The sequence below is a fragment of the Pseudomonas sp. Con_6 genome (assembly GCF_059379395.1).
Window position 1 is genome coordinate 2,185,106 of sequence record NZ_CM182011.1, and the last position, 22,231, is coordinate 2,207,336.

General features: G+C 63.5%; 17 protein-coding genes. 11 read left to right on the plus strand and 6 right to left on the minus strand.

All coding sequences use genetic code 11. The features are described 5' to 3' along the window. The first annotated feature begins 137 nt into the window (after nt 1-137). Complete coding sequence (locus tag AC5QPF_RS09835; RefSeq protein WP_494963026.1) at nt 138-2,063, plus strand: ATP-binding cassette domain-containing protein; 1,926 nt, start codon at nt 138-140, stop codon at nt 2,061-2,063. A 37-nt stretch (nt 2,064-2,100) separates the two neighbouring features. Here the strand turns inward: AC5QPF_RS09835 and AC5QPF_RS09840 are convergent, their stop codons facing one another. Then, nucleotides 2,101-2,544, minus strand: coding sequence for a universal stress protein (locus tag AC5QPF_RS09840; RefSeq protein ID WP_494963027.1), 444 nt, complete (start codon nt 2,542-2,544; stop codon nt 2,101-2,103). Between the two features lie 110 nt (nt 2,545-2,654). On the opposite strand from AC5QPF_RS09840, the gene AC5QPF_RS09845 reads away from it, so the two are divergent. The 7 genes from AC5QPF_RS09845 to AC5QPF_RS09875 all read left to right on the plus strand — a co-directional run bounded on the left by AC5QPF_RS09845 (nt 2,655) and on the right by AC5QPF_RS09875 (nt 11,039). Continuing rightward, nucleotides 2,655-3,092, plus strand: coding sequence for a hypothetical protein (locus AC5QPF_RS09845; RefSeq protein WP_494963028.1), 438 nt, complete (start codon nt 2,655-2,657; stop codon nt 3,090-3,092). A gap of 496 nt (nt 3,093-3,588) precedes the next feature. After that, a complete protein-coding gene (gene fadB, locus AC5QPF_RS09850; RefSeq protein ID WP_494963029.1) occupies nt 3,589-5,736 on the plus strand; it encodes a fatty acid oxidation complex subunit alpha FadB in 2,148 nt (715 codons plus the stop codon). Between the two features lie 31 nt (nt 5,737-5,767). Continuing rightward, on the plus strand, nt 5,768-6,943 hold the full coding sequence (fadA, locus tag AC5QPF_RS09855) for an acetyl-CoA C-acyltransferase FadA (RefSeq protein WP_458975970.1): 1,176 nt from the start codon (nt 5,768-5,770) through the stop codon (nt 6,941-6,943). Nucleotides 6,944-7,020: 77 nt separating this feature from the next. Next, the gene (locus tag AC5QPF_RS09860; RefSeq protein WP_494963030.1) at nt 7,021-7,272 is read left to right on the plus strand and encodes a DUF1653 domain-containing protein; all 252 of its coding nucleotides are present in this window, start codon (nt 7,021-7,023) and stop codon (nt 7,270-7,272) included. Between the two features lie 100 nt (nt 7,273-7,372). Continuing rightward, complete coding sequence (gene topA / locus AC5QPF_RS09865; protein WP_494963031.1) at nt 7,373-9,982, plus strand: type I DNA topoisomerase; 2,610 nt, start codon at nt 7,373-7,375, stop codon at nt 9,980-9,982. A gap of 247 nt (nt 9,983-10,229) precedes the next feature. Then, nucleotides 10,230-10,751, plus strand: a complete 522-nt coding sequence (locus AC5QPF_RS09870) for a DUF6586 family protein (protein ID WP_494963032.1) — start codon at nt 10,230-10,232, stop codon at nt 10,749-10,751. Nucleotides 10,752-10,802: 51 nt separating this feature from the next. Further along, nucleotides 10,803-11,039 (plus strand): hypothetical protein, encoded by a 237-nt coding sequence (locus AC5QPF_RS09875; RefSeq protein ID WP_330074624.1) that lies wholly within the window; start codon nt 10,803-10,805, stop codon nt 11,037-11,039. Between the two features lie 70 nt (nt 11,040-11,109). Here AC5QPF_RS09875 and sulA read toward each other — a convergent pair whose 3' ends face one another. Together sulA and lexA are read right to left on the minus strand one after the other, a co-directional pair. After that, nucleotides 11,110-11,583 (minus strand): SOS-induced cell division inhibitor SulA, encoded by a 474-nt coding sequence (gene sulA, locus AC5QPF_RS09880; RefSeq protein ID WP_494963033.1) that lies wholly within the window; start codon nt 11,581-11,583, stop codon nt 11,110-11,112. Between the two features lie 12 nt (nt 11,584-11,595). Beyond that, nucleotides 11,596-12,207, minus strand: coding sequence for a transcriptional repressor LexA (lexA, locus tag AC5QPF_RS09885; RefSeq protein WP_494963034.1), 612 nt, complete (start codon nt 12,205-12,207; stop codon nt 11,596-11,598). A 214-nt stretch (nt 12,208-12,421) separates the two neighbouring features. Between lexA and AC5QPF_RS09890 the strand changes: the two genes are divergently transcribed. From AC5QPF_RS09890 to nagZ, 3 genes are read left to right on the plus strand one after another with little or no spacing between them, the layout of a single operon-like run. After that, nucleotides 12,422-13,135, plus strand: coding sequence for a TetR family transcriptional regulator (locus AC5QPF_RS09890; protein WP_494963035.1), 714 nt, complete (start codon nt 12,422-12,424; stop codon nt 13,133-13,135). Nucleotides 13,136-13,180: 45 nt separating this feature from the next. Further along, the gene (locus tag AC5QPF_RS09895) at nt 13,181-13,705 is read left to right on the plus strand and encodes a L,D-transpeptidase family protein (protein ID WP_494963036.1); all 525 of its coding nucleotides are present in this window, start codon (nt 13,181-13,183) and stop codon (nt 13,703-13,705) included. Nucleotides 13,706-13,727: 22 nt separating this feature from the next. Continuing rightward, nucleotides 13,728-14,726 carry a beta-N-acetylhexosaminidase gene (gene nagZ / locus AC5QPF_RS09900; RefSeq protein WP_494964152.1) on the plus strand — a complete coding sequence of 333 codons (999 nt, stop codon included), beginning with the start codon at nt 13,728-13,730 and terminating at the stop codon, nt 14,724-14,726. 64 nt (nt 14,727-14,790) lie between these two features. Here nagZ and AC5QPF_RS09905 read toward each other — a convergent pair whose 3' ends face one another. From AC5QPF_RS09905 to mfd, 3 genes are read right to left on the minus strand one after another with little or no spacing between them, the layout of a single operon-like run. Then, entirely contained in the window at nt 14,791-18,126 is a 3,336-nt protein-coding gene (locus AC5QPF_RS09905) for an SNF2-related protein (RefSeq protein WP_494963037.1), read from the minus strand. Between the two features lie 3 nt (nt 18,127-18,129). After that, nucleotides 18,130-18,702, minus strand: a complete 573-nt coding sequence (locus AC5QPF_RS09910; RefSeq protein WP_494963038.1) for a CsiV family protein — start codon at nt 18,700-18,702, stop codon at nt 18,130-18,132. A gap of 9 nt (nt 18,703-18,711) precedes the next feature. Continuing rightward, on the minus strand, nt 18,712-22,161 hold the full coding sequence (mfd, locus tag AC5QPF_RS09915) for a transcription-repair coupling factor (protein ID WP_494963039.1): 3,450 nt from the start codon (nt 22,159-22,161) through the stop codon (nt 18,712-18,714). Nucleotides 22,162-22,231 lie beyond the last annotated feature (70 nt).

Consider the following 22,231-nt stretch of genomic DNA (forward strand, 5'->3'; position numbering starts at 1 on the left):
CTTAGCCGTTTGCCCGCAGCCGATGAAAGCATTGTGCTTGTATCCAGGCGTAATACCGCGCCGTCTGGCGGATGGCAGGCGGGCTGTGTCCTCCGGCCAAGTCGGGTAGAATGCGCGCCCGCTTTCTGGAGAAGATCATGAGCCTGCTCAAATTCAGCGATGTCTGCCTCGCCTTTGGCGCCATGCCCCTGTTGGACAAGGTGTCCTGGCAGATCGCCCGTGGTGAGCGGGTCTGCATCATTGGCCGTAACGGCACCGGCAAGTCGAGCATGCTACGCCTGGTCAAGGGTGACCAGAAGCCCGACGACGGCGAAATCTGGCGTGCCCCTGGCCTGAAGATCGGCGAGCTGCCGCAGGAACTGCCTGTGGCCGACGACCGTACCGTGTTCGATGTTGTCGCCGAGGGCCTGCAAGGCGTCGGCAAGCTGCTTGCCGAGTACCACCACCTGAGCCAGAACATCCACAGCGATGCCGATCTGGAAAAGCTCATGCATGTCCAGCACGACCTCGAGGCCCGTGATGGCTGGCGTCTGCAGCAACTGGTGGACAGCACCCTGAGCCGCCTGCAACTGCCAGCCGACAAGACCCTCGCCGAGCTCTCCGGTGGCTGGCGCCGCCGCGTGCTGCTGGCCCAGGCGCTGGTGTCCGAGCCGGACCTGCTGCTGCTCGACGAACCGACCAACCACCTGGACATCGGTGCCATCGCCTGGCTGGAAGACGCCCTGAGCAGCTTCAATGGCGCGGTCCTGTTCATCACCCACGACCGCTCCTTCCTGCAGAACCTGGCGACCCGCATCCTCGAACTGGACCGCGGCGGCCTGATCGACTGGAACGGTGACTACGCCAGCTTCCTGGTGCACAAGGAAGCGGAACTGGCGGCGGAAGAAACCGCCAACGCGCTGTTCGACAAGCGCCTGGCCCAGGAAGAAGTGTGGATCCGCCAGGGCATCAAGGCCCGGCGTACCCGTAACGAAGGCCGCGTGCGTGCCCTCAAGGCCCTGCGCGTGGAGCGCAGCGAGCGTCGCGAGCGCCAGGGCAAGGCGAACATCCAGATCGAGTCGGCGGAAAAGTCCGGCAAGCAGGTGATGGTCCTCGAGAACATCAGCTTCGCCCACCCGGGCGGGCCGAACCTGGTCAAGGATTTCTCCATGGTCCTGCAGCGCGAGGATCGCATCGGCCTGCTCGGCGCCAACGGTACCGGCAAGACCACCCTGCTCAAGCTGATGCTGGGCGACCTGCAGCCGACCAGCGGCAAGGTCGAGGTCGGCACCCGCCTGGAAGTGGCCTATTTCGACCAGTTGCGCAACCAGCTGGAGTTGGAAAAGACCGTGATCGACAATGTCGCCGAGGGTCGCGACTTCATCGAGATCGACGGTCAGAGTCGCCACGTGCTGAGCTACCTCGGCGACTTCCTGTTCAGCCCGCAACGTGCGCGCACGCCGGTCAAGGCGCTGTCCGGGGGCGAGCGCGCGCGGTTGCTGCTGGCCAAGCTGTTCAGCAAACCGGCCAACCTGCTGGTGCTCGACGAACCGACCAACGACCTCGACGTGGAAACCCTGGAACTGCTGGAAGAAGTACTGTCTGGCTACAAGGGCACCGTGCTGATGGTCAGCCACGACCGGGCCTTCCTCGACAACGTGGTGACCAGCACCCTGGTGTTCGAAGGCGAGGGCAAGGTGCGTGAGTACGTCGGTGGCTACCAGGACTGGATCCGCCAGGGCGGTTCGCCACGCCTGCTGGGGGTCAGCGAGAGCAAGTCGGGCAAGTCCGAGCTGAACAGCGCGGTGGTGACTGCGCCGGCGGCCGAGCCTGTGGCTGCAGCGGTTGCCGTCGTGCCGGACACGAAGAAGAAGCTCAGCTACAAGCTGCAGCGCGAGCTGGAAGCCCTGCCGGGGCAGATCGAGGCGCTGGAAGAGAAGATGGCTGCGGTGCAGCAGGAAATCTCCGATGCGGGCTTCTACCAGAAGCCGATCGCGCATACCAGCAAGGTGCTGGCTGACCTGGAGAAGATGCAGGCCGAGCTGGATGTGTTGGTGGAGCGTTGGGCGGAACTGGACGGCTGATACAACAGGGGCCGCAGAGCGGCCCCATTTCTAATGGTTATTCAGCTTTCTTCTGCAACCGCACTGCCAGCACATCGCACGGCGCGCCATGCAGCACATCGTTGGCAGTGGACCCGAGCAACAGCGCCAGGCCATGCCGGCCATGGCTGCCGACCACGATCAGGTCGCATTGCTGATCCTTGGCCAACTGGTGGATTTCCTGGCGTGGCTGGCCGTAGGTCAGGTGTGAATCGCCGCGGTTGATCTCCGGGTACTTGTTGAACAGACGGTCCATGCGCTCCTTGGCCTGGTCGAACTGCTGTTGTTGCAGTTGCGACAGGTCCATCGGCACATCGCCGCCAAAGGCCATGGCCATCGGCTCGACGATATGCACCAGCGACACCTTGGCATTGCCGGCTACCGCCAGCTCGCGGGCGCGCTTGATCACCGGATCGCATTCCTCGGTCAGGTCGACGGCAACCAGAATGTGTTCGTAGGGCATGAGAGGTTCTCCTGACAATCGCAGTAAGTGAAGTATGGTCCGTTTCAGGCTGATCGCATCCGGCTGCGGCTAACCAGCTCATTGGTAAAGTCTTGATAGGAATAACAGATATGACGGTCTGGGTAGTAGTGTCAATCCTCGCGCTGATCCTCAGCCCGCTGGCGTGGCTGTTGCCATCGCGGCGCATGAGCGGGCGGATGGCCGTGCGCCTGGAGGCGCGGCGCATGGGGCTGGCCATGCAACTGGCGCCGCAGACCTGGCCGCACTGGCTGCCGGAAGAGCCGCCGGCCACCTGCGCGCAATACCACCAGGCGCGGCGCAAGGGCAGCACTGACAACTGGTGCTATTGGCAAACCGCGCCGGGTAGCTGGCTCAACCAGTGGCGCGAGCCTTGCGAGGACGAGCGGGTGCTGGAACAGCTCAAGCGCTTGCCGCCGAGTGTCTACAAGGCGGAGGCGGGGACGCAGATGATCGCTCTATGCTGGGGCGAGCGTGAGGGCATCTCTGTATTGCAGGATGTTGCCCAAGTCCTCAAGACCCTGGCATGAAAAAAGCCCGCCGGTTTCCCGGGCGGGCTGCAATGCACTGAACGCACTGGAAAAAAAGGCCAGGCAGGCCGGGAAGTACTTCAGTTGCTGGCAGTGTAGAGCGCAAACGTTTCTTTCGCGCGTCAAACTCCCTTCTTTTTTCTCCTGCACGATGTTTAAACGGTCGGATCCTTTTTCTGCCCGCGACGTCTATCGCTCACGTGAATGATGGTCGATCACCGTCATGCCGGATTGCTCAAAAGCCGAACAGAACTGACCGGAAAGTCGCATTCCTCCAGCGCTTTGGGGGGTTTGACAAAGGCATTCTTTTCGGTGAATGTGTGCACACCCCAGTCAAACGGGCGTATGAATTGAGCGTTTGTATGTCAGAAAGCTCTTACAGAATCCCGTCCTATCGCGCTGAAGGGTAGGTCTGCAGCGAAGCGGCGGCGGTTGCCGGCCAGCGCTACAGCGATCAGCGTGTACAGTTCAGCTTCCATATCGTGGAGATCAGTTGATGATTTACGAAGGTAAAGCCATCACGGTTAAGGCTCTTGAAAGCGGCATCGTCGAACTGAAGTTCGACCTCAAGGGTGAGTCCGTCAACAAATTCAACCGTCTTACCCTGAACGAACTGCGTCAGGCGGTGGACACCATCAAGGCCGACGCCTCGATCAAGGGCGTGATTGTCAGCAGTGGCAAGGACGTTTTCATCGTCGGCGCGGACATCACCGAGTTTGTCGACAACTTCAAGCTGCCCGAGGCCGAACTGGTCGCCGGCAACCTGGAAGCCAACCGTATTTTCAGTGACTTTGAAGACCTCGAAGTGCCGACCGTCGTCGCCATCAACGGCATCGCCCTGGGTGGCGGCCTGGAGATGTGCCTGGCCGCCGACTTCCGCGTGATGTCCGCCACTGCCAGGATCGGCCTGCCGGAAGTCAAGCTGGGTATCTACCCGGGCTTCGGCGGAACCGTGCGCCTGCCGCGCCTGATCGGTGCCGACAACGCCATCGAGTGGATCGCCTCTGGCAAGGAAAACCGTGCCGAAGACGCCCTGAAAGTCGGTGCCGTCGACGCCGTGGTTGCCCCTGAGAAACTGCAGGAAGCCGCCCTGGACCTGATCAAGCGCGCCATCAGCGGCGAGTTCGATCACAAGGCCAAGCGCCAGCCGAAGCTGGAAAAGCTCAAGCTGAACGCCATCGAACAGATGATGGCCTTCGAGACCGCCAAGGGCTTCGTTGCAGGCCAAGCCGGTCCGAACTACCCGGCCCCGGTCGAAGCGATCAAGACCATCCAGAAAGCCGCCAACTTCGCCCGTGACAAAGCCCTCGACGTCGAGGCCGCCGGCTTCGCCAAGCTGGCCAAGACCTCGGTTGCGCAAAGCCTGATCGGCCTGTTCCTGAACGACCAGGAACTCAAGCGCAAGGCCAAGGCCCATGACGAAATCGCCCACGACGTGAAGCAGGCTGCCGTGCTGGGCGCCGGCATCATGGGTGGCGGCATCGCCTACCAGTCGGCGGTCAAGGGCACTCCGATCCTGATGAAGGATATCCGCGAGGAAGCCATCCAGCTCGGCCTGAACGAAGCCTCCAAGCTGCTCGGCAAGCGCGTCGAGAAAGGTCGCCTGACCCCGGCGAAGATGGCCGAAGCGCTGAATGCGATTCGTCCGACCCTGTCCTACGGCGACTTCGCCAACGTCGACATCGTTGTCGAAGCCGTGGTCGAGAACCCGAAGGTCAAGCAGGCTGTGCTGGCTGAAGTGGAAGGCCAGGTCAAGGACGACGCGATCCTCGCCTCGAACACCTCGACCATCTCCATCAATCTGCTGGCCAAGGCCCTGAAGCGTCCGGAAAACTTCGTTGGCATGCACTTCTTCAACCCGGTGCACATGATGCCGCTGGTGGAAGTGATCCGTGGCGAGAAGTCCAGCGAAGTGGCCGTGGCCACCACCGTTGCCTATGCCAAGAAGATGGGCAAGAACCCGATCGTGGTCAACGACTGCCCGGGCTTCCTGGTCAACCGCGTGCTGTTCCCGTACTTCGGCGGCTTCGCCAAGCTGGTCAGCGCTGGCGTCGACTTCGTCCGCATCGACAAGGTCATGGAGAAGTTCGGCTGGCCGATGGGCCCCGCCTACCTGATGGACGTGGTCGGCATCGACACCGGCCATCACGGTCGTGACGTCATGGCCGAAGGCTTCCCGGACCGCATGAAGGATGACCGCCGCTCCGCCGTCGACGCCCTGTACGAGGCCAACCGCCTCGGCCAGAAGAACGGCAAGGGCTTCTACGCCTACGAGACCGACAAGCGCGGCAAACCGAAGAAAGTCGCCGACGCCTCGGTACTGGAAGTGCTCAAGCCGATCGTCTTCGAACAACGCGAGGTCAGCGACGAGGACATCATCAACTGGATGATGGTCCCGCTGTGCCTGGAAACCGTGCGCTGCCTGGAAGACGGCATCGTCGAGACCGCAGCCGAGGCCGACATGGGCCTGGTCTACGGCATCGGTTTCCCTCCCTTCCGTGGTGGCGCGCTGCGCTACATCGACTCGATCGGTGTGGCCGAATTCGTCGCCCTGGCAGACAAGTACGCCGATCTGGGCCCGCTGTACCACCCCACCGCCAAGCTGCGCGAGATGGCCAAGAACGGCCAGCGCTTCTTCGGTTAAGCGCCCAACGGTATAGAGCGAGAGTAAATATATGAGCCTGAATCCAAGAGACGTGGTGATTGTCGACTTCGGTCGCACGCCGATGGGCCGCTCCAAGGGTGGCATGCACCGCAATACCCGCGCCGAAGACATGTCCGCGCACCTGATCAGCAAGGTCCTGGAACGCAACGCCAAGATCGACCCGGCCGAAGTCGAGGACGTGATCTGGGGCTGCGTCAACCAGACCCTGGAGCAGGGCTGGAACATCGCGCGCATGGCGTCGCTGATGACCCAGATCCCGCACACCGCCGCCGGCCAGACCGTCAGCCGCCTGTGCGGCTCGTCGATGAGCGCGCTGCACACCGCCGCCCAGGCGATCATGACCGGCAACGGCGACGTCTTCGTCGTTGGCGGCGTCGAGCACATGGGCCACGTCAGCATGATGCACGGCGTCGATCCGAACCCGCACATGTCCCTGTACGCCGCCAAGGCCTCGGGCATGATGGGCCTGACCGCCGAGATGCTCGGCAAGATGCACGGCATCAGCCGCGAACAGCAGGACTTGTTTGGCCTGCGCTCCCACCAGCTGGCCCACAAGGCCACCGTGGAAGGCAAGTTCAAGGACGAGATCATCCCGATGCAGGGCTATGACGAGAATGGCTTCCTCAAGGTCTTCGACTACGACGAAACCATCCGTCCGGATACCACCCTGGAAAGTCTGGCCGCGTTGAAGCCTGCCTTCAATCCCAAAGGCGGCACCGTGACCGCGGGTACTTCCTCGCAGATCACCGACGGTGCCTCCTGCATGATCGTCATGTCGGCCCAGCGTGCCCAGGACCTGGGCATCCAGCCGCTGGCGGTGATCCGCTCCATGGCGGTGGCCGGCGTCGACCCGGCGATCATGGGCTACGGCCCGGTGCCAGCAACGCAGAAAGCGCTCAAGCGCGCGGGCCTGAGCATTGCCGACATCGACTTTTTCGAGCTCAACGAGGCCTTCGCCGCACAGGCCCTGCCAGTGCTGAAGGATCTGAAAGTTCTCGACAAGATGGATGAGAAGGTTAACCTTCACGGCGGTGCCATCGCTCTGGGTCACCCGTTCGGGTGCTCGGGCGCGCGGATCTCGGGTACGCTGCTCAATGTCATGAAGCAGAACGGCGGTACCCTGGGCGTGTCGACCATGTGCGTCGGCCTCGGTCAGGGCATTACCACGGTCTTCGAGCGCGTCTGATCGCGTGAGTTGACCAAACCGGGGCCTGGCGCCCCGGTTTTTGTTTTTTCGGATTTTTTTCAAGAGGGGTGGGCGGCATGCAGATACAGCCAGGCGTATACCGGCATTACAAGGGGCCTGAGTACCGTGTCTTCGGCGTGGCGCGGCATTCCGAGAGCGAGGAATGGGTGGTGTTCTACCAGGCCCTGTACGGCGAATATGGCCTTTGGGTCAGGCCGCTGTCGATGTTCCTGGAGTCGGTCGAAGTTGACGGCGAGCAGGTGCCACGCTTTGCTTTGGTGGAGGCCGAGGCGACGCTGTTTTCGCGACCGGATGGCGCTGGCGGCTGAACTCCCGCGCTTGACCTCATTCTATAGCCACTATATATAGCGGTGCCGCGTCAGGTACCTGCCGTGTTTTTATTTTCGATATTCAGGAATTTTCCGATCCATGGGCAAATCGCTGGTCATTGTGGAATCCCCGGCTAAGGCCAAGACCATCAACAAGTACCTGGGCAGCCAGTACGTGGTGAAGTCGAGTATCGGCCATATCCGCGACCTGCCCACCAGCGGTTCGGCCAGTGCCAGCAAGGAGCCTGCGGCCAAGCGCGGCAAGACCGCCGGCGAAGCCCCGGCGCTGTCGCCCAAGGAAAAGGCGCGCAAGCAGTTGGTCGCACGCATGGGCGTCGATCCGGATCACGGCTGGAAAGCCAAGTACGAGATTCTCCCGGGCAAGGAGAAAGTGATCGAGGAGCTGCGTCGCCTGGCCAAGGATGCCGACACCATCTATCTCGCAACCGACTTGGACCGCGAAGGGGAGGCCATTGCCTGGCACCTGCGGGAAGCCATCGGCGGTGACGACAGCCGCTACAAGCGCGTGGTGTTCAACGAAATCACCAAGAAAGCCATCCAGGAAGCCTTCTCGCAGCCGGGCGACCTCGATATCGACCGGGTCAATGCGCAGCAGGCCAGGCGTTTCCTCGATCGTGTGGTCGGCTACATGGTCTCGCCGCTGCTCTGGTCGAAGATCGCTCGTGGCCTGTCGGCCGGCCGGGTGCAGTCGGTGGCGGTGAAGCTGGTGGTGGAGCGCGAGCGTGAGATCCGTGCCTTCGTTCCGGAAGAGTACTGGGAAGTCCACGCCGACCTGGGTACTGCCAAGGACGCCAAGGTGCGCTTTGAAGTGGCCCGCGAGAAAGGCGAGGCCTTCAAGCCTCTGAACGAAGCCCAGGCCATGGCGGCGCTGGAGAAGCTCAAGGCTTCCAGCTACAGCGTGGCCAAGCGTGAAGACCGTCCTACCAGCTCCAAGCCGTCGGCACCGTTCATCACCTCGACCCTGCAGCAGGCTGCGAGCAACCGCCTCGGTTTCGGCGTGAAGAAGACCATGATGATGGCCCAGCGGCTCTACGAAGCCGGCTACATCACCTATATGCGTACCGACTCGACCAACCTCTCGACCGACGCCGTGGAAATGGCCCGGACCTACATCGAGAACGAGTTCGGCAAGCAGTACCTGCCCGACGCGCCGATCGTCTACGGCAGCAAGGAAGGCGCCCAGGAGGCGCACGAAGCGATCCGTCCGTCCGACGTCAACACCCATCCGAGCAAGCTGAGCGGCATGGAGCGTGATGCCGAGCGCCTGTACGAACTGATCTGGCGCCAGTTCCTGGCCTGCCAGATGCCGCCGGCGCAATACCTGTCGACCACCGTCAGCGTCGCCGCTGGCGACTTCGAGCTGCGCGCCAAGGGCCGTATCCTCAAGTTCGACGGTTACACCCGCGTGCTGCCGCAGCAGAGCAAGCCGGGCGAGGACGACGTCCTGCCGGAAATGAACCAGGGTGAAGTGCTCAAGCTGATCCAGCTCGATCCGAGCCAGCACTTCACCAAGCCGCCGGCGCGCTACTCCGAAGCCAGCCTGGTCAAGGAAATGGAAAAACGTGGCATCGGTCGTCCGTCGACCTACGCGGCGATCATTTCCACCATCCAGGACCGCGGCTACGTGACCCTGCACAATCGCCGCTTCTACTCCGAGAAGATGGGCGACATCGTAACCGAGCGCCTGTCCGAGAGCTTCTCCAACCTGATGGACTACGGCTTCACCGCCGGCATGGAAGAGAACCTCGACGACGTGGCCCAGGGCGAGCGTGACTGGAAGAACGTGCTGGACGAGTTCTACGGCGATTTCAGCAAGAAGCTGCAGGCCGCCGAGTCCAGCGAAGATGGCATGCGCGCCAACCAGCCGACCCCGACCGACATTCCGTGCAAGGAATGCGGCCGACACATGATGATCCGTACCGCCTCCACCGGCGTGTTCCTTGGCTGCTCGGGCTACAGCCTGCCACCGAAGGAGCGCTGCAAGGCCACGGTCAACCTGGTGCCGGGCGACGAGATCGCCGCAGACGACGAGGGCGAGTCCGAGTCCCGCGTGCTGCGTGGCAAGCACCGCTGCCCGATCTGCGCGACTGCGATGGATGCCTACCTGCTGGACGAAAAGCACAAGCTGCATATCTGCGGTAACAACCCGGATTGCGCGGGCTACGAGATCGAGGAAGGCAACTATCGGATCAAGGGCTACGAAGGTCCGAGCCTGGAATGCGACAAGTGCGGCAGCGAGATGCAGCTCAAGACCGGTCGTTTCGGCAAGTTCTTCGGTTGCACCAACCCGGCGTGCAAGAACACCCGCAAGCTGCTCAAGAGTGGCGAGGCTGCGCCACCGAAGATGGACAAGGTGGACATGCCGGAACTCAAGTGCGAGAAGGTCAACGACACCTACGTGCTGCGTGACGGTGCCTCGGGTCTGTTCCTGGCTGCCAGCCAGTTCCCGAAGAACCGCGAGACCCGCGCACCGCTGGTGCTGGAGATCATCCCGCACAAGCACGAGATCGATCCGAAGTACCACTTCCTTTGCGACGCACCGCAAAAGGACCCGGAAGGCCGTCCGGCGGTGATCCGCTACAGCCGCAAGACCAAGGAGCAGTATGTGCAGACCGAGGTCGATGGCAAGCCGACGGGCTGGAAGGCGTTCTACGATGGCAAGGCGTGGAAGGTCGAAGACAAGAGCTGATTGGCTGAAGGGCTGATCGAGGGCCACCCCTGACACTGTCAGGGGTGGCCTTTTTGTTTGTCCTTGAGGGCCTCATCGCGGGTAAACCCGCTCCCACAATGTCCGCAGCGACTCGGAACCCTGTGGGAGCGGGTTTACCCGCGATGAGGCCCTCAAGTGCGAAAAAGATTACAGATTCTTGCACCCGCTAACCGCTTCCCCGAAACTGACGGACTTGCCCCCGCAGTCCTACCGGAGAGCGCCCTTCATGGCCCAGGAACTCTATACCCGCACCAACCAGAAAATCTTCTTCGCCGGCCTGGCCCTCGAAGGTCTCGGCAAGGCGCAGGAAAGCAAGGCCATGAACGCCCAGGCGCTGGTCCAGGCCGAGCGCGAATCGGCGCTGTTCCACCTGTACGGCGCGCTGCTGGGGCTGTGCCATGAGATCGCCGGCTACTACCGCCTGCCCCAGGCTTCCGCGCCACGTGCCGAGGCGCTGCTGACCCCCGAAGTACTGCAAAGCATCGCCATCCCGGAAATGGCCGAACTGGTCGAGCTTGCCCAGCAATCGGAAACCTGGCTGGCGCGTTTGTTGAAAGCTTATTCCGATTTGTTCAAACCGCCGGTCGCTATCAAGGCGCTAAAAGGCGATGTCACCCAGCCGCTGATCCAGGCCGTCAGTCTCGACGCACCTACAGCAGCCCCTCTGTCACGGGAAGAACTGGAAGAGTGGCGGCAGAACCTGAAGAAGCTGACCGTTCGTTTCCGCGAAGGCTTGAGTGAGTGCTGATCGCTTTTGTCGCTGGTACAATGCCCGCCTTTCCTGGAGAACAGTCCTGATATGCCCACGTCCTTTCTAGAAATTGTCGAATTGCCAGACGGTCGCATCGAGCTGCGCCGTGCCGAGGACGAGGGTTCCCTGGTGACCCTGAACTTCTCCGAGGACGCCAAGGCGTTCCTGCAGGGCCAGCACGTCGAAGTGGCCAAGGCCATGCTCAGTGTTGGCGTGCAGATGGCAGGTCGCCTGGTGGAAGGCGAAATCGAGCGGGAAGAGGAAGGACCGCGGGTTCTGCATTGATGGTGGGATGATGGCCGGGCTTCCTCGCAAGGAGGAAGCCGGATGTCGGCGTCATCGCATTTCTGAAGTATCAGCCCAGACGAATATTCAGGCTTTGCGCGCTTCCGGCGTGCGCGGCGCGGGTCAGTTGTTGCCGTGCGGCGCTGCTGACCGGGTTCAGCCAGCTCACCACGGTGTGGCTGCGGCCCAGGCGCAGGGCATCGCACGCCAGTTGCAGGGCGCTCTGGTTGCCTCGTGGCTGCAGGATCAGGATGCGTTCGCGGTTCAGGCCGGCATCACGCAGCCAGGCCTGGGTCAGGGTGGCAGGAGGGGCGATCAGGGTTAGCCAGCGGGCGTCCTGTTCCTCGCTCAGTTCACGCAGGACCGGCGCCAGCAGGTTATGGCAGTGCTCCAGCGCACCACGGAAAGACAATTCGCTGAACGCCTGCGGCTCGTTCTCGATGCGCGCGGGCTTCTCGGCTTTCAGTTTGGGCAGGACTGGCTGGGCCAGGAATGCCTCGAACAGGGGTAACTGTGCTTGCTGTGGTGCGTGTGGATACTGCATGACGCCTCCTGGTTACCGGCGAATGACGCCGACGCTCAACCCCTCGATTACCAGATCCTGGTCTTTCAGGTTGACCTCGATGGGTGCGAATTCGGGGTTTTCCGCAATCAGCCAGACCTTGCTGCCTTCACGTTTGAAGCGCTTGACCGTCACCTCGTCACCGAGGCGGGCTACGACGATCTGCCCATTGCGTGCTTCGCGGCAGGTGTGCACGGCGAGCAGGTCTCCGTCGAAAATACCGACGTCCTTCATGCTCATGCCGTGCACGCGCAACAGGTAGTCGGCCCGGGGATGGAAGAAGGCCGGGTTGATGGCGCAGGATTCTTCGATGTGCTGTTCGGCGAGGATCGGTGCACCGGCGGCAACACGACCGATAATCGGCAGCGAGTTGTCGTCCTGGGTCTTGGCTTCGAAGCCGGGGATGCGGATACCGCGGGACGCGCCCGGAGTCATCTCGATCGCGCCCTTGCGCGCCAGGGCCTTGAGGTGTTCCTCGGCGGCGTTGGGCGATTTGAAGCCCAGTTCCTGAGCGATTTCGGCCCGGGTCGGCGGGAAGCCGTTGTCTTCAAGGCAGCGCTTGATAAAAGCCAGAATCTCAGCTTGGCGTGGCGTCAGTTTCAGCATGTCGAGGTCTCTGTCTTTTTATACAGTGACTGGGATTATATACAGTGGTGGCCCAGCTGCAAGCTTGAAGCTACAAGCGGCAAGAAAAAGCAGCCCGAGTATCCTCCTCGCTCAGCTTGCAGCGTGCGGCTGTGATCTAATAGCGCGCCTGACTTGACAGTCACGAGCATGAAACGTATGTTTCAAACAACTGTTTGTCAGGTAGATTATTTCCATGGCCCAATCGGAAACCGTCGAACGCATTCTCGATGCTGCCGAGCAATTGTTCGCGGAAAAAGGTTTCGCAGAGACCTCGCTGCGACTGATCACCAGCAAGGCCGGGGTCAACCTGGCGGCGGTCAACTATCACTTCGGCTCGAAGAAGGCTCTGATCCAGGCCGTCTTCTCGCGTTTCCTCGGGCCGTTCTGCCAGAGCCTCGAACGCGAGCTGGACCGCCGACAGGCGAGTCCGGCGCACAAGCCGAACCTCGAGGAGCTTCTCGAGATGCTGGTGGAGCAGGCCTTGGTGGTGCAGCCACGCAGCGGCAACGACCTGTCCATCTTCATGCGCCTGCTGGGCCTGGCCTTCAGCCAGAGCCAGGGCCACCTGCGGCGTTACCTGGAAGACATGTACGGCAAGGTGTTCCGCCGCTACATGCTGCTGGTCAACGAAGCCGCGCCGCGCATCCCGCCGATCGAGCTGTTCTGGCGCGTGCACTTCATGCTTGGCGCCGCAGCGTTCAGCATGTCCGGGATCAAGGCACTCCGGGCGATCGCCGAGACCGATTTCGGGGTCGACACCTCGATCGAGCAGGTGATGCGCCTGATGGTGCCGTTCCTCGCCGCCGGCATGCGTGCCGACAGCGGTGTCATTGATGAGGCAATGGCCGCCGCGCAGCTGCGCCCGCGTAGCAAGTCAAGCAGTGTGCCGACCCCCGCCAAGGCCTGATCGGCGACTGGGCGCGACGCCTGGCTTCGGCTAAGCTAGCGCCCCATGTCTACTCTCGATCTGCTGCTCATTTCCCTCGCCGATCAATGCCTCTACGGGTTTTCCCAAGGCCGTCTGGTCGTGCGCCTGCCGGTCTCCACGGCGCTCAATGGTCCAGGTGAACGCAACGGCTCCGGCTGTACGCCGCGTGGCCTGCATCAGGTGCGGGCGAAAATCGGTGATGGTCTGCCGCAAGGGGCCGTCCTGCGTGGACGACGCTGGACAGGCGAAACCTGGACCCGCGAACTGCACGCGCAATTCCCCGGCCGCGACTGGATCCTCACTCGCATCCTCTGGCTCAGCGGCTGCGAGCCCGGGCGCAATCGCCTGGCGGCGGTGGACACCTTCCGTCGCTACATCTACCTGCACGGCACGCCGGACACGGAACCCATGGGCGTGCCGTTGTCCCATGGCTGCATCCGCCTGCGCAATGCCGACCTGCTGAAGCTGTTCGACCAGGTTCCGCCCCATTGCCCGGTGCGCATCGAAGAAGCGGCCTGCCCGCAGTGGGCCAGCGCCCCTATCAACTGAAGGATCAATTATGAGTGCCAGCCTGCAAGGCTCCCTGATGGTCGATATCGCCGGTCACTGGCTGACCGCCGAAGATCGCCATCTCCTGCGCCAGCCCGAAGTGGCCGGCCTGATCATCTTTGCCCGCAACATCGACAGCCCACGGCAGGTGCGCGAGTTGACCGCGTCGATCCGCTCCATCCGCCCGGACCTGATCCTCGCCGTGGACCAGGAAGGCGGGCGCGTGCAGCGCCTGCGCCAGGGCTTCGTGCGCCTGCCGGCGATGCGCGCCATCGCCGACAACGACAATGCCGAATACCTCGCCGAGCAGTGCGGCTGGTTGATGGCCACCGAGGTGTTGGCGGTGGGCCTGGACCTGAGTTTCGCCCCGGTGCTGGACCTTGATCACCAGCGCAGCGCAGTGGTCGGCAGTCGCGCCTTCGAAGGTGATCCGCAGCGCGCCACAGCGCTGGCCGGTGCCTTTATCCGCGGCATGAACGCAGCTGGCATGGCCGCGTGCGGCAAGCACTTCCCGGGGCATGGTTGGGCCGAGGCCGATTCCCATGTCGCCATTCCTACCGACGAGCGCAGCCTGGAGCAGATTCGCGCCGCGGACCTGGTGCCATTCACTCGCCTCAGCGGACAGATGGCTGCAGTCATGCCGGCACATGTCATCTATCCGCAGGTCGACAACCAGCCGGCGGGCTTCTCGCGGCGCTGGCTGCAGGAGATCCTGCGTGGTGAACTGGGCTTCGACGGGGTGATCTTCAGCGATGACCTGTCCATGGCCGGGGCCCATGTGGTGGGGGATGCGGCGAGCCGGATCGAAGCGGCGCTTAGCGCAGGCTGCGACATGGGCCTGGTGTGCAACGACCGGGCGGCTGCGGAGTTAGCGTTGAGTGCGGCGCAGCGGATGAAGGTGACGCCTTCGCCGCGAATCGCGGCGATGCGTGGGTGTGGATTTGCGCGGACCGATTATCGCGAGCAGCCGCGTTGGCTGGAGGCGTTGGGGGCGTTGAAGCAGGCGCAACTGGTCGATTGATTTGCTGGCCTCAAGGGCCCCATCGCTGGCTTGCCAGCGATGCGGGCCCTGAGGTCAATACAGCTCAGCGGGTCTTCTGCTGCTCCGGCAATGGCGAGAACAGCGCCTCGATATCATCTGCCGCCAGCTTCCATTGCCCGGCTTCCTTCCCTTCCAGTAACCCGGCCGCCAGTGCCGCCTTGTCCTTCTGCAGTTGCTGGATCTTCTCTTCCACCGTCCCGCGGGTAATCAGCTTGTAGACGAACACCGGCTTGTCCTGGCCGATGCGGTAGGCGCGGTCGGTGGCCTGGTTCTCGGTTGCGGGGTTCCACCATGGGTCGTAGTGGATCACCGTGTCCGCCGCCGTCAGGTTCAGGCCGGTGCCGCCGGCCTTGAGGCTGATGAGAAACAGCGGCGTCTCGCCTTTCTGGAACTGCTGCACCGGCGTGCGCCGGTCCTTGGTGTCGCCGGTCAGCAGGCTGTAGCGGATCTTGCGTTTCTCCAGTTCTTCCTCGATCAGCGCGAGCATCGAGGTGAACTGGGAGAACAGTAGGATCTTGCGCCCTTCGTTGAGCAGGTCCTCCAGCATGTCCATCAGGCTGCCCAGCTTGCCTTTGTCGGACTGCGAGCCTTTGAACTTGGCGCTGGCCACCAGGCGTAGGTCGCAGCAGACCTGGCGCAGCTTGAGCAGCGCATCGAGAACGACGATCTGGCTGCGTGCTGCGCCGTTGCGGGTGATCTCAGCGCGGACCTTGCTGTCCATGGCCACCCGCACAGTTTCATAAGTGTCGCGCTGGGCGTCGCTGAGGTCGACCCAGTGGACGATCTCGCTCTTGGCCGGCAGCTCGGTGGCCACCTGCTCCTTGGTCCGGCGCAGCAGGAACGGACGGATCCGAGCCGCCAGGTGGCTCATACGCTCGCTGTCGCCGTGGCGTTCGATCGGAGTGCGGTAGTCGCGGGCGAAGGTCTTGCTGTCGCCGAGCCAGCCGGGCAGCAGGAAATGGAAGATCGACCAAAGCTCGCCCAAGTTGTTTTCCATGGGCGTGCCGGTCAGGCACAGGCGCTGGTTGGCTTGCAGTTCCCGCGCGGCCTGGGCGGCCTTGCTGGTGGCGTTCTTGATGTTCTGTGCTTCGTCGAGCACCAGCACGTGCCAGGTGTGCTGTGTGAAGTGCTCAAGATCGCGGGGCAGCAGGGCGTAGGTGGTCAGCACCAGATCGTAGTCGAGCAGGTCGGCGAAGTGCCGGGTCCGTCCCGGGCCATGCAGGGCAATTACCCGCAGCTGCGGGGTGAAACGCTCGGCCTCGTCCAGCCAGTTGGGGATCAGGCTGGTGGGCATCACCGCCAGCGCCGGGGTTTTCAGGCGGTTGGCGTTCTTCTCGGTGAGCAGGTGGGCTAGGGTCTGCAGGGTCTTGCCCAGACCCATGTCGTCGCCAAGCAGTCCACCGACATCCAGACCGCGCAGGGTCTGCAGCCAGCTCAGGCCTTCGAGTTGATAAGGGCGCAGGGTCGCGTTCAGGCCTTCGGGTGGCCTGACCTCGGTGTACTGCGCGCTTTTCAGGCGGCTGGCAAAGTCGCGCAGGCGCTCGCCGCCTTGCCAGGTCAGGGTGACGCCGTCGAGGTTGCTCAGGCGCGCCGCATCCGGCGCGGCCAGGCGCAGCGCGCGGCCATCGCTTTCATGCAGGTAGAGCTCGCCCAGGGTCGCCATCAGCGGCTTGATCCGAGCGTAGGGCAGGGCGACCCGTACCGCGACGGCATCGTGGCGGTGACGGTTGAGGTCGATCAACAGGTGCTCGTCGTCGCCGCGTTTGACCAGCTCGCTGGCTTTCAGCAGTTCAGGACTGCTGCGCAAGAGTTGCAGGAGGATCGGCAGCAGGCTGTGCCGTTCGCCATTGACCACGATGCCCAGCTCCAGGTCGAACCACTGGTGGCCGGGCGCCTCGTCGATGTCGGCGTACCAGTCGTCGATGTGCTGCAGGTTGAAGGCGAAGTCCGGGCGGACTTCCAGTTCCCAGCCGGCCTTGCGCAGCGCCGGGATGCCTTCGCGGGCGAAGGCCAGCCAGTCCTGGTCGCTGTCCAACAGGAGCATTTCGCCGGCGGTTTCCGGCAGCGCCTTGCTTTGCCGGGTGGCGACCTTGAAGCCCCAACGTTGCAGGATCTTGCGAAACGCCTGTTCCGCCGCCTTGTCGCGCTGGATGAGCTGGCGGGTGTTGCCGGCGAGGCGGGTCAGTGGCTTGTTGTCTGAGCCATGGGTGCGCAGGCCGTCATAGTCGAAGGAGAGGGCGGCGCGGTGTTGCAACTGGCGCTGCATGCGTCCGCTCTTCGGCGCATAGGCACTGAACTCGTGGCTGGCGAGGATCAGGTGGGCGGTTGGGCGCAGATGATCGATCGTTTCTTCCTGCAGGCGGGTCGGGGTGGGAACTTGCTTGCCTAGCGCGCTGAGGCGGTGGCTGAGTTGCGCCACCAGTGGTTCCGGCACTTCCGGGGCGAGGGCGAGTTGCTGGGCGACGTGGGGGTCGAGGTCATGCTGGACCAGGCCGGCCTGCAGAGTCTCGGCGTTGAAGTAGTACAGCGGCTGTATGGGCAGGATCCTGCCCAGCGATTTGTCGCCGTCGTACCAGTCGCCGTGGTAGTTGCCGTTTTCGAGGCGGATCCAGCGGAATTCTGCCGGGCGGGCGGGGCCTCGCTGCACCGCCGGTGGTGTTTCGCCGAACATCAGGCGTCCGGTATCCAGGACTTGCTGGAAGATTTCGCCGTCGTACTGCTCATTCAGCGGAAAGGTCATCATCCAGTGATTCTGCTTGCGATTGAGCCGCAAGAGGATCTCCCGATCTGCGGGCGTGACGTACTTCGGCGGCTGATACAGCAGTTCAGGGACGGACTGGAGCTTGGAGAACTGAATCTGGCCATCGGGTTGCCGGGTGCCTTTCTTCAGCTTGAGGCAGAAGAGTTCTCCGTCGAAGTGTATGAAGTAGTAGATCCCGCGGCCCTGGCGCTCAGGGGATATTGCGCTGGCGGGAGGCCTTTCCAGTCCGTCCAGCCAGGTCTGCAGCTCGGTGGGCATGCGTTCCGGTGGCGGAGGCGGTGTTGCTACCGCTACCGCTTTCTGGTCGGCTTGCAGGTGGTAGAGCACTGCGGCGCAATGTTTGCAGTCGGAGTGCACCGGGCATGTGCACTCGCAATCGATTGACATCCCTCGGTAGCCAGGACTGATCGTTATGGTCTGCTGGTAGAGATTTCCTGCAGAACCCCGACAGGTGGCGTAAAGGATTTCGCTAGGATCGTCGTAGTTATCGTTGAACTCGATCCCTTGGATGCTGACTCGCTGCTGCGCTGCGTAATCGCGACCACGACCGAGAATCGCGCGACTGAACTGGCGCTCCCAGCGGTCATCATCCAGCAGCAGGTCGGTTGCGACAGACATCCGTCACTGCTCCATCAACGCAGGATCAGGCGCCGCACTCGACGGCGCCCCCGCCTTGCGGATCTTCAGCAGCAGGGCCAGGTGTCCGCCATCCAGGTAGGTCAGCTCGGCATTCTTCACGTTGCTGTTGCCCTGGCGGAACTGTTCGCTCTGCATCACCGCGCCGTTGCCGTCGAACCGGTTGACCCACAGGTTGGCCTCGACCGCGAGGAATCGGCCATCCTTCAGGCTCAGGTTGCCTTCGATGGGGAAATGACCAAACTGCTCCTGGCCGTCGCTCAGGGCAACCTTCGATGCCTCGCTGCCGACGTTCTGCTGCCAGGCCTTGCGTAGCAGCACGGTGTACTGGGTGTCTGCGTTGAGGCGCTCGACCTCACCGTCGAGGATCGGCTGGCGCACATCGTACTGGGCGATTGGCGCGGCGCCGTCGCTCCAGTTTTCCGGGGCGAACTGGCTGGTGATGGCCGGTACCGCGTTCTGCCGCACCAGGATCATTTCCACCAGGTACTGGGTGTCGGCGAAAGCTGCCGGGGCGATCAGCGCCAGCAGCAGGGTCAGGTTGCGAATGGCACGCATGGGGCTTCCTTAAGCGGTTTTCGGGGTCAGGCGCTCGAACAGCGCTTCCAGGGTCGAGAAACGTTCATCGGCGCGCTCCATGGGCACCATGAACCTGAATTGGGTGGCGCCTTCGAACTTGTAGCGCTTGGGCTGGCCCTGGATCAGCTTGATCAGCACCAGCGGATCGACCGGCGTTTCGCTTTCGAACTCGATCTTGCCACCTTGCGGGCCGGCGTCGACCTTCTTGATCCCGAGCTTCTCCGCCTGCAGCTTGAGCAGGGTCAGGCGGATCAGGTTCTTGGTCGGTTCCGGCAGCAGGCCGAAGCGGTCGATCATCTCGACCTGCAGGTCGTTGAGGCCATCCTCGTCCACCGCCGAAGCGATGCGCTTGTACAGGATCAGCCGCGCATGCACGTCCGGCAGGTAGTCCTCGGGGATCAGCGCCGGCAGGCGCAGGTTGATTTCCGGCCCGCCACCCAGCGGCTGGTCGAGGTTCGGCTGGGTACCCTTGCGGATCGCCTTGACCGCGCGCTCGAGCATTTCCATGTACAGGGTGAAGCCCACCGCCTGGATCTGCCCGCTCTGGCCTTCGCCGAGCAGTTCGCCGGCACCGCGGATTTCCAGGTCGTTGGTGGCGAGGACGAAGCCGGCGCCAAGGTCCTGGGTGTTGGCGATGGCTTCCAGGCGCTTCTCCGCATCGGCGGTGATCTGCTGGCGCGGCGGCGTCAGCAGGTAGGCGTAGGCCTGGTGGTGGCTGCGTCCGACCCGGCCACGCAACTGGTGCAACTGGGCCAGGCCGAACTTGTCGGCGCGTTCGATGATGATGGTGTTGGCGCTCGGCACGTCGATGCCGGTCTCGATGATGGTCGAGGCGATCAGCACGTTGAAGCGCTTGTGGTAGAAGTCGCTCATCACCTGTTCCAGTTCGCGTTCGCGCATCTGTCCATGGCCGATGCCGATACGTGCCTCGGGCACCAGTTCGGCGAGGTCGGCGGCGCACTTCTCGATGCTCTTTACGTCGTTGTGCAGGTAGTAGACCTGGCCGCCGCGCAGCAGCTCGCGCAGCAACGCTTCCTTGATGGTGCTCTTGTTCTGCTCCATGACGAAGGTGCGCACCGACAGGCGTCGGGCCGGCGGGGTGGCGATGATCGACAGGTCGCGCATGCCCGACACCGCCATGTTCAGCGTGCGCGGGATCGGCGTGGCGGTCAGGGTGAGGATGTCCACCTCGCTGCGCAGGGCCTTGAGCTGCTCCTTCTGGCGCACGCCGAAACGGTGTTCCTCGTCGATGATGACCAGGCCCAGATCCTTGAACTTGACGTCATCCTGCAGCAGCTTGTGGGTGCCGATGACGATGTCGATCTTGCCTTCGGCCAGCTCGGCCATGGCCGTGTTGACTTCCTTGGCCGATTTGAAGCGGCTCATCACTTCCACGCTCACCGGCCAGTCGGCGAAGCGGTCGCGGAAGCTGTTGTAGTGTTGCTGGGCGAGCAGGGTGGTGGGCACCAGGATGGCCACCTGGCGACCGCTGTGCACGGCGATGAACGCTGCGCGCATGGCCACCTCGGTCTTGCCGAAGCCGACGTCGCCGCAGACCAGGCGGTCCATCGGCTTGGCCGCCAGCATGTCTTCGCGCACCGCCTCGATGGCGTTCTGCTGGTCCGGGGTTTCCTCGAAGGGGAAGCCGGCGCTGAAGGCGGCGTAGTCGGCCGCCGGGTCGGCGAAGGCGTAGCCCTTGCGCGCGGCGCGGCGGGCGTAGATGTCTAGGAGTTCGGCGGCGACGTCGCGGACCTGTTCGGCAGCCTTGCGCTTGGCTTTCTGCCAGGCCTCGGAGCCGAGCCGGTGCAGCGGTGCCAGGGCGTCGTCGCTGCCGGTGTAGCGGGCGATCAGGTGCAGGTTGGCCACCGGCACGTAGAGCTTGGCGCCCTCGGCGTATTCGAGGGTGAGGAACTCGGCGGCCTGGTTGTCGATTTCCAGGGTCGCCAGGCCCAGGTAGCGGCCGACACCGTGGTCGATATGCACCACCGGCGCGCCTTCGCGCAGTTCGGTGAGGTTCTTGATGACCGCGTCGTTGCTGGCGTCGCTGCGTTTCTCGCGGCGTCGGCGCTGCATGACGCGCTGGCCGAACAGCGGGCTCTCGGCCACCAGGGCCAGGGCCGGGTCCTCCAGTACCAGACCGTCGTCCAGCGGGGCGATGGTGATCGCCAGGCGCTCCTTGCCGGTGACGAAGTCGAGCCAGCTTTCTACCGTCTGCGGCCGCAGCTTCAGGCGTTCCAGAAGTTCCAGCAGGACCTCGCGGCGCCCCGCCGATTCGGCGGTGAACAGCACGCGGCCGGGGAACTGGTCGAGGAACTCGGACAGCGCCGCCAGCGGCTGGCTGGCCTTGGCCTCGATGGCCAGATTCGGCAGCTTCTGGGCCGGGAAGCGCTCGCGGCCGACGCCTGCGTCGAGGTCATCGCTGCTGACCACGATGCGCGGCCAGCCCTTGAGGCGGGCGAAGCAGTCTTCCACCGGCAGGAACAGTTCGGCCGGCGGCAGCAGCGGCCGGTTGGGGTCGATGCGGCGCTCTTCGAAGCGTCCGCGCACGTCGTTCCAGAAGTGCTCGGCGGCCTGTTCCACGCCCGGCAGGGAGAACACCTGGGTGTCCTGCGGCAGGTAGTCGAACAGGGTCGAGGTGTCTTCGAAGAACAGTGGCAGGTAGTACTCGATGCCGGCGGGGATGATGCCGCTGGTGAGGTCCTGGAAGATCGGGCTGCGGCGGAAGTCGACGTCGAAACGCTCGCGGAAGCGGGCCTTGAAGCGGGTTACCGCCTCTTTCTGCAGGGGGAATTCCCGCGCCGGGAGCAGGCGCACCGACTCGACCTTGTCGATGGAGCGCTGGGTTTCCGGATCGAAAGTGCGCAGCGTCTCGATTTCGTCATCGAACAGATCGATGCGGTAGGGCAGCTTGCTGCCCATCGGGAACAGGTCGATCAGCGCGCCACGCACGGCAAACTCGCCGTGTTCGTAGACCGTGTCGACGCAGCGGTAGCCGCTGGCCTCCAGGCGCGTGCGCATCTGCTCGACATCGAGCTTCTGGCCGACGTCCAGCACCAGGCTGCTGCCGAGCAGGAAACTGGTCGGCGCCAGGCGGTGCAGGGCGGTGGTGATCGGCACCACGAGGATGCCGTGGTCCAGTTCCGGCAGGCGGTACAGGCTGGCGATCCGCTGCGAGATGATGTCCTGGTGCGGCGAGAACAGGTCGTAGGGCAAGGTTTCCCAATCGGGGAAGGGCAGTACCGCCAGCTCTGGCGCGAAGAAGCGCAGCTCCTGCTCCAGCCGGTCGGCGCTCTGGCTGTCGGCGGTAAGCAGCAGGGTAAAGCGTTTGGCGGCGCTGGCGGCCTCGGCGATGGCCAGGCTCAGGGCGGCGCCGGGCAGGTTGCCCCAGGTTTGTTTGCCGGCAGTGGCCGGCAGGTGCGGTAGACGCAGAACAGGCACGGGAGGTCGAGCTCCAAGCGTTGCGACAAAGAGACCGATTGTACCGGGCCGGGGCCCGTGCTGTAAGGCT

Bases quoted from the DNA above. Each gene is read 5' to 3' on its own strand.
- AC5QPF_RS09835 (WP_494963026.1), top strand. From the start codon at position 138: ATGAGCCTGCTCAAATTCAGCGATGTCTGCCTCGCCTTTGGCGCCATG.
- AC5QPF_RS09840 (WP_494963027.1), bottom strand. From the start codon at position 2,544: ATGCCCTACGAACACATTCTGGTTGCCGTCGACCTGACCGAGGAATGC.
- AC5QPF_RS09845 (WP_494963028.1), top strand. From the start codon at position 2,655: ATGACGGTCTGGGTAGTAGTGTCAATCCTCGCGCTGATCCTCAGCCCG.
- fadB (WP_494963029.1), top strand. From the start codon at position 3,589: ATGATTTACGAAGGTAAAGCCATCACGGTTAAGGCTCTTGAAAGCGGC.
- fadA (WP_458975970.1), top strand. From the start codon at position 5,768: ATGAGCCTGAATCCAAGAGACGTGGTGATTGTCGACTTCGGTCGCACG.
- AC5QPF_RS09860 (WP_494963030.1), top strand. From the start codon at position 7,021: ATGCAGATACAGCCAGGCGTATACCGGCATTACAAGGGGCCTGAGTAC.
- topA (WP_494963031.1), top strand. From the start codon at position 7,373: ATGGGCAAATCGCTGGTCATTGTGGAATCCCCGGCTAAGGCCAAGACC.
- AC5QPF_RS09870 (WP_494963032.1), top strand. From the start codon at position 10,230: ATGGCCCAGGAACTCTATACCCGCACCAACCAGAAAATCTTCTTCGCC.
- AC5QPF_RS09875 (WP_330074624.1), top strand. From the start codon at position 10,803: ATGCCCACGTCCTTTCTAGAAATTGTCGAATTGCCAGACGGTCGCATC.
- sulA (WP_494963033.1), bottom strand. From the start codon at position 11,583: ATGCAGTATCCACACGCACCACAGCAAGCACAGTTACCCCTGTTCGAG.
- lexA (WP_494963034.1), bottom strand. From the start codon at position 12,207: ATGCTGAAACTGACGCCACGCCAAGCTGAGATTCTGGCTTTTATCAAG.
- AC5QPF_RS09890 (WP_494963035.1), top strand. From the start codon at position 12,422: ATGGCCCAATCGGAAACCGTCGAACGCATTCTCGATGCTGCCGAGCAA.
- AC5QPF_RS09895 (WP_494963036.1), top strand. From the start codon at position 13,181: ATGTCTACTCTCGATCTGCTGCTCATTTCCCTCGCCGATCAATGCCTC.
- AC5QPF_RS09905 (WP_494963037.1), bottom strand. From the start codon at position 18,126: ATGTCTGTCGCAACCGACCTGCTGCTGGATGATGACCGCTGGGAGCGC.
- AC5QPF_RS09910 (WP_494963038.1), bottom strand. From the start codon at position 18,702: ATGCGTGCCATTCGCAACCTGACCCTGCTGCTGGCGCTGATCGCCCCG.